The sequence below is a fragment of the Arthrobacter sunyaminii genome (assembly GCF_018866305.1).
Lineage (GTDB): Bacteria > Actinomycetota > Actinomycetes > Actinomycetales > Micrococcaceae > Arthrobacter_B > Arthrobacter_B sunyaminii.
Window position 1 is genome coordinate 2,949,835 of sequence record NZ_CP076456.1, and the last position, 14,721, is coordinate 2,964,555.

At 63.6% G+C, this 14,721-nt stretch carries 10 protein-coding genes; 3 read left to right on the plus strand and 7 right to left on the minus strand.

What is annotated here, in order from left to right; genetic code table 11:
* Positions 1 to 20 precede the first annotated feature (20 nt).
* The 3 genes from KG104_RS13280 to KG104_RS13290 form a co-directional block, all read right to left on the minus strand.
* On the minus strand, positions 21 to 4,865 hold the full coding sequence (locus KG104_RS13280) for an NAD-glutamate dehydrogenase (RefSeq protein ID WP_207347998.1): 4,845 nt from the start codon (positions 4,863 to 4,865) through the stop codon (positions 21 to 23).
* Positions 4,866 to 4,950: 85 nt separating this feature from the next.
* Positions 4,951 to 6,318 (minus strand): CpaE/TadZ family protein, encoded by a 1,368-nt coding sequence (locus KG104_RS13285; RefSeq protein WP_207347997.1) that lies wholly within the window; start codon positions 6,316 to 6,318, stop codon positions 4,951 to 4,953.
* Positions 6,315 to 6,962, minus strand: coding sequence for an SAF domain-containing protein (locus tag KG104_RS13290; RefSeq protein WP_104052541.1), 648 nt, complete (start codon positions 6,960 to 6,962; stop codon positions 6,315 to 6,317). Before KG104_RS13290 ends, KG104_RS13285 begins: the two co-directional genes overlap by 4 nt.
* 208 nt (positions 6,963 to 7,170) lie before the next feature.
* Between KG104_RS13290 and KG104_RS13295 the strand changes: the two genes are divergently transcribed.
* On the plus strand, positions 7,171 to 7,404 hold the full coding sequence (locus KG104_RS13295; protein ID WP_207347996.1) for a helix-turn-helix domain-containing protein: 234 nt from the start codon (positions 7,171 to 7,173) through the stop codon (positions 7,402 to 7,404).
* 3 nt (positions 7,405 to 7,407) lie between these two features.
* Here KG104_RS13295 and KG104_RS13300 read toward each other — a convergent pair whose 3' ends face one another.
* The gene (locus tag KG104_RS13300; protein WP_104052543.1) at positions 7,408 to 7,953 is read right to left on the minus strand and encodes a hypothetical protein; all 546 of its coding nucleotides are present in this window, start codon (positions 7,951 to 7,953) and stop codon (positions 7,408 to 7,410) included.
* A 222-nt stretch (positions 7,954 to 8,175) separates the two neighbouring features.
* Here KG104_RS13300 and KG104_RS13305 point away from each other — a divergent pair, with 222 nt between their 5' ends.
* Together KG104_RS13305 and KG104_RS13310 are read left to right on the plus strand one after the other, a co-directional pair.
* On the plus strand, positions 8,176 to 8,982 hold the full coding sequence (locus tag KG104_RS13305) for a LysM peptidoglycan-binding domain-containing protein (RefSeq protein WP_207347995.1): 807 nt from the start codon (positions 8,176 to 8,178) through the stop codon (positions 8,980 to 8,982).
* An 85-nt stretch (positions 8,983 to 9,067) separates the two neighbouring features.
* Positions 9,068 to 9,676: an Rv3235 family protein gene (locus tag KG104_RS13310; RefSeq protein ID WP_237687155.1), complete on the plus strand. Its 609-nt coding sequence runs from the start codon at positions 9,068 to 9,070 to the stop codon at positions 9,674 to 9,676.
* 24 nt (positions 9,677 to 9,700) lie between these two features.
* Here KG104_RS13310 and secA read toward each other — a convergent pair whose 3' ends face one another.
* From secA to hpf, 3 genes are all read right to left on the minus strand, one after another.
* A complete protein-coding gene (gene secA / locus KG104_RS13315) occupies positions 9,701 to 12,454 on the minus strand; it encodes a preprotein translocase subunit SecA (RefSeq protein WP_207347994.1) in 2,754 nt (917 codons plus the stop codon).
* A 91-nt stretch (positions 12,455 to 12,545) separates the two neighbouring features.
* Positions 12,546 to 13,754, minus strand: a complete 1,209-nt coding sequence (locus KG104_RS13320) for a winged helix-turn-helix domain-containing protein (RefSeq protein ID WP_207347993.1) — start codon at positions 13,752 to 13,754, stop codon at positions 12,546 to 12,548.
* 140 nt (positions 13,755 to 13,894) lie between these two features.
* Positions 13,895 to 14,623, minus strand: coding sequence for a ribosome hibernation-promoting factor, HPF/YfiA family (hpf, locus tag KG104_RS13325; RefSeq protein ID WP_104052548.1), 729 nt, complete (start codon positions 14,621 to 14,623; stop codon positions 13,895 to 13,897).
* Positions 14,624 to 14,721 lie beyond the last annotated feature (98 nt).

Genomic DNA, 14,721 nt, shown 5'->3' on the forward strand with positions numbered 1-14,721 from the left:
GTCTCGTCTTCTTTTCGTTTCTAGCGTCGAACGATGGAGCGCAGCAGACGCAGGGCAACCGAGAGGGATGCCATGTCTTCGTGCTCCAGCTTGTTCACATCTTCGAACATGACACGGGCGCGTTCCAAATTGTCGGCGTTCTGCTCTTCCCACAATTCCACCCGCTTCAGCGGGTCCTGCTCCGCCTGCCCCGCGGTTGCCGTCAACGCGGCCACCGTCATGTCAGCCACCGTCGAATACAGGTCATCACGCAGCGCTGCCCGGGCCAGAGCCTGCCAACGGTCACCGCGCGGCAGCTTGGTGATCCGCTCCAGCAGGTCATCCACGCCGAACCGCTCATAGAGGGCGAAGTACACGCCGGCAACGTTCGCAGCCGGTTCATCCACCCGCTTGGCGGCCAGCAGCGCGATGTCCAGCAGGCCGAAGCTCTCGAACAGCTCAGCCCAGTAAGTGCCCAGGCCTTCGGGGAGCTCCCACTGGCGGGACCGGTCAAGTGCGCTCCGGAACCGCTCCAGGTCCTCTCCCTGCAGGTACTCGAGCAGGTCTGCGCGAAGCGGGGTCATGACGGGCTTGAACGCTTCGATGTCCTCGTCGATGGAGCTTCCGCGTCCCACATGGTTAATGAACCAGCGCACGGCACGGTCCAGCAGCCTGCGCATGTCCAGGTGGATGGTGGTCCAGTTCTCCGTGGGGAAACTGGCCGGCAGGTGGTTCAGCTCCTTCACGACGCCGTCGATCTCGTAGATTTCCCGCAGTGCGGTGAAGGCCCGGGCCACCATGGATTCGGTGGCCGAGGTCTCTTCGATGACACGGAAGGCAAACGTGATGCCGCCGATGTTGATGATGTCGTTGGCCACCACCGTGGAGATGATTTCCCGACGCAGCGGGTGGGTGTCCAGCTGGTCCTCGAACCGCTCCACGAGCTGCTTGGGGAAGTACCGGCGCAGCGTGCCGCTGAAGTAGGGGTCATCGGCCAGATCGGAGTTGGTCAGGGCCTTGGTCAGCTCGATTTTGGCGTAGGCCGCCAGCACCGACAGTTCCGGGGAGGTCAGACCCTCGCCGGCCGCCACCCGGGCGCGCAGCTCCTCGTTGGAGGGCAGCGCTTCCAGCTCGCGGTTCAGGTCCGCGTGCTTTTCGAGCCAGTCCATCAGCCGCTCGAAGCTCGGGTTCCATTCAATGACATGCCGGCGGTCGTTGAGCAGGAGCATGTTCTGGTCCTTGTTGTCCTGCAGAACCAGGCGCCCAACTTCATCCGTCATGGAATGCAGGAACTCGGCGCGCTCTGCCGGGTCCAGCCGCCCGGCGGCAACCATCCGGTCCACAAAGATCTTGATGTTGACCTCGTGGTCCGAGCAGTCGACACCGGCGGAGTTGTCGATCGCATCGGTGTTGAGGATGACTCCGGCCCGGGCGGCTTCAATGCGGCCGCGCTGGGTCATGCCCAGGTTGCCGCCTTCACCGACCACCTTGACCCGCAGGTCGCGCCCGTCAACTCGGATCGCGTCGTTCGCCTTGTCCCCTACCTCGGTGTGGGTTTCCGTGGAGGCCTTCACATAGGTGCCGATGCCGCCGTTGTAGAGCAGGTCCGCAGGCGCCTTGAGGATGGCGCGGAGCAGATCCGGCGGACTCATTTTGGTGACGCTGTCTTCCAGGCCCAGCACCTTGCGGACCTGGGGGCTCAGCGGAATGCTCTTGGACTGGCGCGGGAACACTCCTCCGCCCTCGCTGATCAGCGACGCGTCGTAATCGGCCCAAGAGGAACGCGGAAGCTCAAAGAGCCGCCGGCGTTCCGCATGGGATGCCGCCGGATCCGGGTTCGGATCCAGGAAAATGTGACGGTGGTCGAACGCCGCCACCAGCTTGGTCTGCTCGGACAGGAGCATGCCGTTGCCGAAAACATCGCCGCTCATGTCTCCAACGCCGACGGCGGTGAAGGGCTCGGTTTGCGTGTCGACACCCAGCTCGCTGAAGTGCCGCTTGACGGATTCCCAGGCGCCGCGGGCCGTGATGCCCATGGCCTTGTGGTCGTAGCCAACGGAGCCGCCCGAGGCGAAAGCATCGCCGAGCCAGAAACCGTATTCAGCCGACAGGGCATTGGCGATGTCGGAGAAGGAAGCAGTGCCCTTGTCCGCCGCCACTACGAGGTAGCTGTCATCGCCGTCATGACGCACAACGCGCTTTGGCGGGACCACCTGTTCCGCGCCGTCCTCGGACAGCACCAGGTTGTCGGTAATGTCCAGCAGCGCCCGGATAAAGGTGCGGTAGCTTTCCTTGCCCTCTTCCATCCAGGCCGCGCGGTCCGCCGCCGGATCCGGCAGCTGCTTGGCATAGAACCCGCCCTTGGCACCGGTGGGCACGATCACGGCGTTCTTGACCGTCTGGGCCTTGACCAGGCCGAGGATTTCGGTGCGGAAGTCTTCGCGCCGGTCTGACCAGCGCAGACCGCCGCGGGCCACTTCGCCGAAGCGCAGATGCACGCCTTCCACCCGAGGGGAGTAAACCCATACCTCGTATTTGGGCCGCGGGAACGGAGCGCCTTCAATCGCGGCCGTGTTCAGCTTGAAACTGACGTACGGCTTGTCCTGGTAGAAGTTGGTGCGCAGGGTGGAGTTGATCAGGTTGGCGACGGTGCGCAGGACCCGGTCCGCGTCCAGCGTGGGAACCTGTTCCAGACCCGAGTCCAGTGCGGCACGGGCCGTTTCCTCGGCTGCAGTGCGCTCGTCCTCGGACAGATCCGGGTCAAAGCGGGCTTCAAACAGGGCAACCAGAGCACGTGCCACGTCCGGATTCCGGCGCAGCGTGCCCGCCACGAAACCGTAGGAGTTGGTGTTCCCCAGCTGGCGCATGTACTTGGCGTAGCTGCGCAGGATGACCACCTGGCGCCAGGAAAGTCCCTGTTCGAGAATGAGGCGGTCGAAGTAATCAGACTCGCTGGCTCCGGACATTCCGGCGCGGAAGGCCTCGGCCAGCAGCGAACCGGTTTTCACCGGATCCAGCCCGGCGGGGTACTTCAGTCCCAGGTCATACAGGAACACGGTGGTGCCGTCTCCCCGGCGGATCTCGTAAGGACGTTCGTCGAGGACTTCCAGGCCTAGGTTGTGCAGGGTCGGCAGCAGCTGTGTCAGGGAGCGCGGCTCCAGAAGGTACAGCTTGAGCCGTGCGTCTTCGTCGCCGGTGACACCGGTGCGCTCCGGAACGTAGACAAACAGTTCGGGGGCGGAATCCGGCGCCGCGAGACGCGCCTCGAAGCGGGCGATGTCTTCCAGGGCGTCTTCGACTTCATAGCCCACACGGTAGTTTTCGGGGAAGGCTTCAGCCCACAGGCCGGCCAGCCTTTCGGCGTCGCTGCCGTACTTTGCCCGGACAACTTCGCTGATCCCCTCGCTCCAGGACCGGGCGGCCTTGACCAGCCGCTGCTCCAGAGCAGCCGGATCCAGGTTCTTCATTTCGACGCCGCGCGGCAGGCGGATACGGAAAAAGAGGCGGGCCAGTGCGGACTCGGTCAACCGTGCTTCGAAGTCGATGGACTCCGCATTGAAGCTGGAGCGCAGTTCATCCTGGATGCGCAGGCGGACCGAGGTGTTGTACCGGTCCCGCGGCAGGAAGACCAGCGCGGACATGAACCTGCCGTAAACATCGGGACGGAGGAACAGCCGGGTGCGGCGGCGTTCCTGCAGCCGCAGTATGCTCTGGGCAGTCTCCAGCAGTGTTTCCACGTCAATCTGGAAGAGCTCATCCCGCGGATAGGTCTCCAGGATGGACAGCAGATCCTTTCCTGAATGCGAGTCGGCAGGAAAACCTGCACGGCGCATGACTTCGCGAACCTTGTCCCGCACGATCGGCACGTTGCGCACCGAACCGGTGTAGGCGCCCGTGGAGAAAAGCCCAATGAACCTGCGCTCACCGTTGACGTTCCCCTGCGCGTCGAATCGCTTGACACCGATGTAGTCCAGGTAAGCGGCACGGTGAACGGTGGAACGCGAATTGGCCTTGGTAATCACCAGCGCACGCTTTTCCCGTGCCTTGGCCCGGCCTGCACTGGTCAGGTGCTGAACGCGGCGGGCGCCCGAGGAGCGGCTCAGCAGCCCCAGGCCCTTATCTTCGCTGACCTGCAGCAGGTCCTCGCCGTTTTCGGTGATCAGGTCATACTCCCGGTAGCCCAGGAAGGTGAAGTTGCCGTTGTCCAGCCAGGAGAGCAGCTCGCGGGCCTGCTGAAGATCGGGAATGCTGCCTGCGTTGCCGGCAGCTTCCAGAGAGCGGGAAACTTCATGGACTTTCGCGCGCATTGCCGGCCAGTCAGTGACGGCCAGCCGCACGTCCTCGAGGACCTTCCGGAGTCCTTCAATAAGCTCGGTGCGCTGCGCTTCGTCGCTCACGCGTCCAATTTCGACGGCGATCCAGGACTCTACCCGGGTGGTCTCGTCCTGGCTGCCCAGCAGGCTGGAAAGGTTGGGCAGGGCTGCGGTGTCTCCGCTGGAAACACCGGCGGCCGAAGGAACGCGGTGCACTGACTGCAGCTCGCCGGTCTCACGGTCACGGCTGGCCAAAAAGGTTGGGTGCACCACAAGCCGGATGGCAGCATTGCGGCGCACCACTTCAGCGGTCACAGAATCCACGAGGAACGGCATGTCATCAGTAACGATCAGGATGATGCTGGAATCATCCTGATCAAACATGTCCACAGACGCCTGGCCCTCCGGCCGCACGGCGCCCAGCGCCCGGTGGCGTTGGGCTCTTTCCTGCAGTGCCGACGGCGGATATCCGTCTGCGTCTTCCCCCGCCAGATGTTCGTAGTAGTTCCCTATGAATTCGTCCAGGGAATCGTCGGTACCTGGTAGATCCGGAATACGGGATCCAGACGACATGTAATACGCCTCCGTTGTAGCCTTCTTTGCGACCCGCTTCTTTGCGGATGGCCTTACCCGAGCCTATCCCGCAAGAAAGAAAAGGTCACTTTGCCGCGGCCGCCGCCTTCCTGGCACGCCGCCGAGTGGAGACCCGCACGTTGGCGAGCGCTGCTATCGCGTGTCGCAGCGGCGATGAGGGCGCCGTTTCCAGCAGCGCCGATCCCGCCAGCAGCGCCGCATCAACCGTGGCGAACTCTGCCGGGAGGAAAGCCGTCACCGGGATTCCCGGACCGAAGCGTTCCCAGGCATCACGCAGCTGCCGCTCGGGGGAACGCCCCACGGAGGAAGCACGGACCTTGTTCAGCACGACCTTCGGGGCCGACCCGGGGACAGCGGATTCCAATTCGGTGAGGGCCCGGACGAGCCGGGGCACCCCCACTGAATCCGCTGAACCGACGGCAAAGACGGTGTCAGCAAGTTCAAGGGCCCGCAGTGTGGCGCCGTTCCGCCGCGGGGCCATGGTGTCGAAGCTCAGCTCTTCATCGGCCTCCAAGCTGAACCCGCAGTCGATGACGATCAGATCCATTGCCTTTCGTGCCTGTTCCACCACCAGGCCCAGCGCCGTGGGGCGCAGCTCGATCCAGCGGTCAGACCGGGTGATGCCCGTAAGCACCAGCAGCCGCTCCCCCTTCATCGACACGCTGAGGGTGCTGCGGAGCAGGGAATCAACATCCAGAAGTCCCTGATCCGCTAAACGGCAGGCCTGGGCCACCCCTGCGGATTCATCAAGAAGGCCAAGGTGTGCGGCAACAGAGGAACCGTAGGTATCCGCATCAATCAGGAGCACGGTTTTGCCTGCCGCCGCGGCCTCCGCTGCCAAGTTGACGGCAAGCATGGTCCTGCCCGGTGCTCCCGCCGGACCCCAAACTGCAATCACCGAACCGTCCACGCGGCCGCCGCCGGGCACGCTTTCCTGTCCGTCTTCCCAGTTGTTCCCTGCCGCGCGGTATCCCGGTGCCCGTTCCGCCGTCCCCGTACTGCGGCTCCCCCCGCCGTCGGCTTCCACCGCCCAGGTGTCCAAGGCTGCCGCCGGATCGGCCGGAACGGAAGAACCGCCGCCGGCTTTCATCCGGTCCACTGCATCCGCGACGAGGTCAGAGAGCATCTCGGGGGCCGAGCCCCTTGGTGCATGGACGATGTTCAGTGCGTCAAGGCGGCGCAGGGCACCCTCCTCATCTGCCAGCACCAGCAGTGCCACACCCGATGCCGCCAGCCGCTCTGCCAATGCCGCAGTGACTTCTCCGGCGTCGTCGGACACGATGGCTGCCCGCGCTATCCCGCTCTGGCACGCTGCAATCAGTTCGGGCAGCTCGGCGCAGCGGCGCACCACGGTGACCGGCCCGTGCAGCCGCTCCAGGTCCTGCACAAGGTTCCCGACGCCGCTGCCCACCGTCACGACGGGAATATTCATGACCCGGCAGCCGGGTTGAGGACCACCGAAATCTTGGCGCCATTGGACTGGGCGCTGAGCAGCGACGGAAGATCGTCATCCTCTACGAGAACCAGTATCTGCATGGCGCGGTTGGCTCCCAGTACGGATTCGTCAACGCTGAGCTCGGAGATTTCTGCTGCCGTCAGGATCTGCTTGGGCTCTTTGAATCCGTTTCGTTCATCCGGCATGGAAACCCACACATCGACCCGCGACCCCGCCTCGGTTCCCGCCGGCAACGGATCATCAATGCGAAGGCCCACCGGCTTCCGGTCCAGCTCATCCGCTTTGCCCAGGTCCGCCCGGGAAAGCAGTTCGCCCTTCCTCAGCAGGGACGAAGCCACCATGTTTTCAGGAATGCCGTCTGCCGCCGGCAGATAGGCCCCTGAAACCTCGCCGAGCCGAACCGGTACCACCGCGAAGTCCTCTGCGGTGACCCGTGTTCCCAGCGGGATCGCCTCCTCTACGGCGAACACATCGGTGGTTTCGTCCGCTGCACCGACAAGCCCAACGACTCCTGCCGTTGAGGCAAGCACCAGCAGTATTCCCAGCAGAAGCCGGGGATCCTTCCACGACGGTTTTTTCAGACGCGGCGCGGACGCCTGCATGCTTGTTGCGAGACTCATTCTTCCCCCTGGTGGCACCGGAATCCGGGCTGCAGAGCTCCGGATTGGCAATCGGTGCCATTGTTAACCACAATTCCGTGGAAGAACACGGTGTTTCTGCGAAAAGTTCAAAGTGTGGATAACCTGCCCATCCCGGCGTTGGAGATGGGAGACTAATGGCAGCGTTCTGGAAAAGGAACACGCGCCCGAGGAATACAGAGGTAGAAACGTGGATGAAAAGAGGTTCCTGACACTGGCTGATGTCGGTGAGGTGCTGAACATATCCTCGTCACAGACGTACGCCCTGGTGCGTTCCGGAGAGTTGCCGGCCATCCAGATCGGAGGACGGGGCCAGTGGCGGGTGGAATCACGGGTGCTCGAAGAGTTCATTGCCGACGCGTACCGCCGTTCGGCTTCCGGTCTTCGCGAGGAAGCGTCCCAGGGCCAGACTGCCAAGCAGTAGCCCTTACGAAGAGACGACGGCGACCGATTGCAGGGGCACTACGTAAACGCCCCGCACGTTTTCCTGCCTGCGCGCTTCTCCGCGGGGTATTAGCGACAGCTCAAAAAAGTCCTTGCCCACCCGGTCCACGCTGCCGTCCAAGGCTGCAGCCGGCGGCTGTCCTGCCGGATAGACCCGTACCGACGCACGGTCCCGGGACAATCCCCTGAGCGCGGATGCGAGACCCAACCGGGGCACGGGTGCCCCGGAGGTGGAGAAACGATCCATTCCAGCGATGAACACCGTGTGAGCGAGGGCAATGACGGACGATCGTCCGCCGCCTTCCAGGACCAGCCAACCGCGGCCCACGTGGCTCAGTACTCCCTGAAAGGATCCGGGAAGCCCAAGATCCACTTTCAGCGGCCTGCCCATCTGGCTTTGCAGCCGTCCCGACAGCTCCATTCCGGCAAAGTCCGTCCGGAGCCGTTCCGAAACCTCGGATTCCTGGACAGCATCCCGGGCGGAAGCCAGTTGGGCCTCCATGTCGGCAAAAAGGGCATCCCATCGCATGTGCACAGGCTAACGGCTCTCATCGATGTCACCCAGTGCAGAGCGCGACAAACATTCTCCAAATCACCCTAGACACACTGCTTCCGGACCTGTAGACAAGTCCCACCAAACGAAGTTACTGAGTTCAAAGCGCATCAAACAACACCAAATGACATCAAACAACATCGGATAGCGGCTGACCTGGTCATCCAACGGGTCAGCGACGGCGGAAGGAAGGCAGCTGTGCGCAACCATGGAAAGGACCTGCTCACTTTTGCCGCCGTCGGGGCTGCGGCAGCAATTCTGATCTGGGCTGGACTGGCAACCCGGCCGGACCCGGCAACTCTGTTCAGGGGTTCCGTTTCCTCCCTGCAGGACGCCGCCGGATTCGCCGCCGCCGCCTTCGGCCTCGTCGTCGCCCTGTGGTGGAGTCTGGGAATGATCCTGGCTGTGGTATCCGCAGCACTGCACAAGGCGGGGCACGCGGCAGCCGCAGCGGCCGCGGGGGCCCTGGCCCCCTCGTTTATGAAACGGCTGGCCGCAGCCGCGATCGGGCTAAACCTCGTTTCCGGGATGGGAGCAGCCGCTGCCGCTGAATCCCTCGCTCCCGCCAGCCCGCCGCAAAGCATCTCCGCACTGCAGCGGCCGGGTGATGCTGCGGTTCATCCCCAGTGGGAACCAACCGCGCAGCTGCGCGCAGGAACGGACCCTCAGCAACCGGCAGACGGTTTGAGTGCTGCAGCGGAGGCAGACCAGAGCGGCGAGCCGCCCTCTGCGCACTGGAAGCCGCGAACTGCGCCGTCCGCAGAGAACGTTTTTATCCGTCCGGGCCGGTCTGACACCCCGGAGCAGGCCGTAGTCCAGGCGGGCGATTCGCTGTGGAGCCTGGCCGCGGCCCAGCTAGGCCCTCTCGCCACTGACACCCAGATCGCTGCCCATTGGCCCCGCTGGTACGAGCTCAACCGGACGATCATCGGTGATCATCCTGACCTGATTCTTCCCGGTCAAGTTTTGGAAGTTCCGGAAGTCCCGGAAGTTCCCCGGCAGTAACAAGCGCGGTTGCGTGAACCACCAGTTTCGACGTACATCCAATCACTGCCGCTCCGTGGAGCAGCCTGCAGGAAAGGACAGTTCCATGACCACCGTGATCACGTTTCCCGTCCAAGAAGAAGCCGGCGAACTGGCTGCCGCTTCCGGCGCGCCCCGTCCGCTCACCGTCCACCGAATTCCCGTTACCGGCTATGCGCCGCTGGGTGCGCCTCCGGTCAAGCTGCGTCCGCGCCCCGCCGCGCAGCCTGACTGCTCCGAGGCAGTGCCGGCTCCGGAACCCTTGGAGCAGCAGCATTGGCACAGCGAACCGGTTGATGACGCACGGGTGGACGCGATCGCACGATCCGTCACCCAGGCCGCGCTGGAAGTGCTTGGCGGAACCCGTCCGCTGCAGCAAATGGTTCGCTGGCTGGATCCGGAAAGTTACGAACGGCTTCAGCTGCGGGCTAACCTCGTTCGCAGCAGGGAAGCGGCGCTTGCGGGCCGCAGGAACACCCGGGGAGGAACCCCCGCTCCCGCGCCGCTGCGCCTGCACCGCCAGGTTGTGATCCGATGCTGCCGGCTATGCCCTGTTTCGGAGGGGGTCTACGAAGCATCTGTCGTAGCGGCAGAACAAAACAGAGTCCGCGCCGCGGCTCTGCGTATAGAGCTGCGGCGCGGACTCTGGAAGATCACCGTCCTGGAGATCGCCTAAGCGGCCCTCCGGAGGTTTTCGGACCTATTTGCGGCGCTTGTTCTTCTTCGGGGCGGAGTTTCCGCCCTTCCGCGACTGGCCTTCCGGCTTCGCCGGCTTGTCCGAGGTGGCCCGCTCCACGCGGGTTTCCACTCCGCCCTCGCTGTTCGGGGCTGAGAACTGCAGACTGGCGGGGCGCTGCGGAGCCTCCAGCCCGGCGGCGGTGATGGTCGGCTGGCCAACCACTGACCGCCCATCCTTAAGCCCGGCCAGCGCTGCGGGAACGTCCGCTGACGGCTGGTTGACCTTCACCTCGGCATTGAACAGGTATCCGATGCTCTCCTCCCGGATCGCTTCGGTCATCGTCTGGAACATGACAAACCCTTCGCGCTGGTATTCCACCAGTGGATCACGCTGGGCCATCGCCCGCAGGCCAATGCCTTCCTTCAGGTAGTCCATCTCATAGAGATGTTCCTGCCACTTGCGCCCAATTACCGACAGGACCACCCGGCGTTCCAGTTCACGCATCGCCGGTGCGCCCAACGCCTCTTCCCGCGCCTGGTAGGCGAGCCTGGCGTCGGAGAGAATCTCTTCCTGCAGGAACTCGCGGGTGACCTTGGAGCGTCCGCCGGCTTCCTCAATGACCTCGTCAATGGTCAATCCCACCGGGTAGAGGGTCTTGAGGTTGGTCCACAGCTGCTCGTAGTCCCAATCGTCGCCGTGCCCTTCGGCAGTGGCTTCGTTGACGATCGAAGTCACGACATCCTCCAGGAAGAATCCGATTTTCTCCTGCAGGTCATCGCCCTCCAGGATCCGGCGGCGGTCGCCGTAAATGGCTTCGCGCTGGCGGTTGAGGACGTCGTCGTACTTCAGGACGTTCTTGCGCTGCTCGGCGTTGCGTCCCTCGACCTGTCCCTGGGCGTTCTGGATGGCTTTGGAAACCAGCTTGGACTCGAGTGCGACGTCGTCGGGCATCGAGGAACTGTTCATGATGCGTTCCGCGGCACCGGAGTTGAACAGGCGCATCAGGTCATCAGTGAGCGAAAGGTAGAAGCGTGACTCCCCCGGGTCGCCCTGGCGGCCGGAACGTCCGCGCAGCTGGTTGTCGATGCGCCGGGACTCGTGCCGCTCGGTGCCGAGCACGTACAGGCCCCCGAGGTCGATGACTTCCTGCTGCTCGGTTGCCACGGCTTCCCGCGCCTTTTCGAGGGCGTCAGGCCAGGCGGCTTCGTATTCGTCCGGATTCTCATTCGGATCCAGTCCGCGCCGTTCCAGCTCGGCGATGGCATTGAACTCGGCGTTTCCGCCAAGCATGATGTCGGTGCCTCGGCCGGCCATGTTGGTCGCTACGGTGACGGCGCCCTTGCGTCCGGCCTGTGCCACAATTGCGGCTTCACGCGCATGGTTCTTGGCGTTGAGGACCTCATGGCGGATGCCTGCCTTGGCCAGCTGCTTGGAGAGGTATTCGCTCTTCTCCACGCTCGTGGTACCCACCAGCACGGGCTGGCCCGCGGCATGGCGCTCGGCAATGTCCTGGACAACGGCGTCGAACTTGGCGATTTCGTTCTTGTAGATCAGGTCCGACTGGTCGATGCGGGACATCGGTTTGTTGGTCGGGATGGGCACCACGCCCAGCTTGTAGGTGCTCATGAACTCGGCGGCTTCGGTCTCGGCCGTGCCGGTCATGCCTGCGAGCTTTTCGTAAAGCCGGAAGTAGTTCTGGAGCGTCACCGTGGCCAGCGTCTGGTTCTCGGCCTTGATGGCCACGCCCTCTTTGGCCTCGATGGCCTGGTGCATGCCTTCGTTGTAGCGGCGGCCCGCGAGGATACGGCCGGTGTGCTCATCAACGATCATCACCTCACCGTTGAGGACCACGTAGTCCTTGTCCCGCTTGAACAGTTCCTTGGCCTTGATGGCGTTGTTCAGGAAACCGATCAGGGGCGTGTTGGCGGACTCGTACAAGTTGGAAATGCCGAGGTAATCCTCGACCTTCTCAATGCCGGCTTCCAGCACACCAACCGTGCGCTTCTTTTCATCCACCTCATAGTCGGTGTCCAGCTTCAGCCGCTGCACCACCTTGGAGAACTCGGTGTACCAGCGGTTGACGTCACCGCTCGCTGCACCGGAGATGATCAGCGGTGTGCGGGCCTCATCAATGAGGATGGAGTCAACTTCGTCGACGATGGCGAAGTGATGGCCGCGCTGAACCAGCTCGGCAGCGCTCCAGGCCATGTTGTCGCGCAGATAGTCGAAGCCAAACTCATTGTTGGTTCCGTAGGTGATGTCCGCGTTGTACTGCTCGCGGCGGGTGGCCGGGTCCTGGTTGGACAGGATGCAGCCGCTGGTCATGCCCAGGAAACGGAAGACACGGCCCATCAGGTCCGACTGGTACTCGGCCAGATAGTCGTTGACAGTCACAATGTGGACACCGCGGCCGGTCAGGGCGTTCAGGTAGGCAGGCGCCGTTGCCACGAGGGTTTTACCCTCACCGGTCTTCATTTCGGCAATGTTGCCCAGGTGCAGTGCAGCACCACCCATCATCTGGACATCGAAGTGGCGCATTCCCAAGGTCCGGCCCGCGGCTTCGCGCACCGCGGCGAAAGCCTCCGGGAGCAGATCGTCCAGACTCTCTCCGTCGGCGTACCGCTCCTTGAAGCGTTCTGTCTCCCCCCGGAGTTCGGCGTCGGACATGCCCCTGTACTCGTCCTCGAGCACGTTGATCGCATCGGCGTAGTTGCGCAGCGTCTTCAGCGTCTTCTTATCGCCTGTACGAAGAACCCGTTCGAGTAGTGATGCCACTGATTTGCTCCCAATCTAGTGTTGCCTAATTCTGGCGTCCCCAGTCTACGTGAGAGACGTTTGGCAAGGTGCCGGAATTCCCGCAGCGGGGCTATTCCCGGCATACTGCCAGTTTCAGTTCCTCCGCAAGATTCCCCAACGGTTTTACAATAACGTCCTCAAGCCCCAGCCAATCTGCCATCATACGTAGTTCCGCGGCAAGCTCAACGGCAGTGTGGGCCGGTGCGTCCGGTTCCCGGTGGGCAGCCTGCACCAGCAGGACCCTTCTCTCCCGGTCCGCCTTCAGATCTACCCGGGCCGCGATTTGCTCTCCCAGCAGGAACGGCAGCACATAGTAGCCGTACCGGCGCTTGGGCAGCGGGGTGTAGATCTCCAGCCGGTAGCGGAAGCCAAAGAGGGCCTCGAGGCGTTTCCGTTCAAACACCAGGGAATCGAAGGGACTCAGGAGGGCACGGGCCGCGGAGCGGCGCGGAATGACGGTGTCTGCATGCAGGTAGGCCGGCGTGTTCCAGCCCGCCACCTGCACCGGGCGCAGTGTCCCGGAACGGACAAGGTCAGCGACGGCGGTGGCGGTGTCGCGCTGCGGAAGCCGGAAATAATCGGCGAAACAGCGCACGGAGCCCACGCCGTGCGCCTGGGCCGCGAGCTCGGTCAGACGCAGCACCGCTTCCTGCGGATCGGAGGCTTCCAGCGCAGCTTCTCCTGCGGGATGCACGCAGGCCGTTGGAGCGTACTGCCGCTCGAACTGCTGCGTACGCCCGGCAGAACTGATGGTTCCGGCCGCGAAAAGGTCCTCCAGCACCCGCTTGGAAGCGCTCCAGTTCCAGCCCCAGTTGCCGGAGTCCTTGGCTTTCCCTCCGTCGAGCCTGAGTGCAATCTCCCTGGAGGTCAAAGGCGGACCGCCGTCGAGGACCGCCATAATTTCTTCGCTGAGCCTGTTCCGAACCTCGGCGGGAAGAGAGTGCGCCGTCATCCAAACGCGCCGCTGGACCGCCCGCAGATCCGCGAAAAGTTCGGGGCGGATATAGCTGGCCTCGTGGGCCCAATACTCCACCATCCGTCGCGGGGCCCGGGAGGCCAGTCTGTCGGGGATGGCGGTGTCATAGGGACCAAGCCGTGAGAAAAGGGGTAGATAGTGGCTTCGGGAAAGGACGTTCACAGAGTCGATCTGCAGCAGCTGCAGCCTCTGCAGCGTCCGCTCAACCGATCTGCCGGCAGGGTTTTCCGGCCGCCGCCTGACCAGCCCCTGCGCCCCAAGCGCTGCCAGCCGCGCCTGCCTGAGCGTGAGGGTGGTTTTCATACGCCCCATCCTAGGTCCATGGCGGAAACCTGCTGCCGGCAGCAAAAGACCCCCGGGCCGGTGGACCGTCAAAACGTCCAGCTGCTCCGGAGGCCTTTTGCTGCATTACGGTGGTGAGCGCCTGTCAGGCGCTCACCGCGTCAGGCGGTCTTGGCGGACCCGGCAGACGCGCGGTAAGGCCGAATTTCTTCCTTGATGTCCTCAGCGCCCTCCGCGCACCGGGAATCGAGCGTAATCACGCCGTAGGTCCAGCCGCGGCGCCGGTACACGACCGAAGGTGCTCCGGTGGCGGAATCCACGAAGAGATAGAAATCGTGGCCGACCAGCTCCATGTTGTCCACGGCATCGTCAAGGCTCATGGGGGCACCCGGGAAAACCTTGCGCCGGATCAATACAGGGCAGTCATCCGCGGCTTCCGCGGCATCGTTCTCTTCGGTCACGGCATCGGCCGAAGCTTCAGCCTCAGCGGCGGTTTTTTCCAGCTGAACATGGAGCGGTTCGCTGGTGCTGACCGTGTCCAGGTCTGCGGTAGCAATCCGTACTGCTACCGGGGTATGGCGGCCATGATGGACCTTGCGGCGGTCGCTGGCCCTGCGCAGGCGTTCAAGGAGCTTGGCATAGGCAAGGTCAAAGGCTGCGAATTTGTCCCCGGAGGTGGCTTCGGCCCGTACCACGGGTCCCCGGCCCACAACGGTCAATTCCACGGTGAGAGAGCTGTCGGCCTCACGGACGTTGGGCTGCTTGGTAACGCGCGCATCAACACGCTGGACCTTGTTCGCCAGGTTTTCCACCTTGGCGATTCGTTCTTCGGCATACTCCCGGAACCGGTCGGATACTGCAACGTTGCGTCCGCTGATCATGAATTCCATGGTGCCCTCCAATAGATTTCGGTGACACAGCAACGGCCGCTGCCAAAACCCTTGCGACCGCTGCCGCAGGACAGCTCCGCTTCTTGAAGCTGTCCATA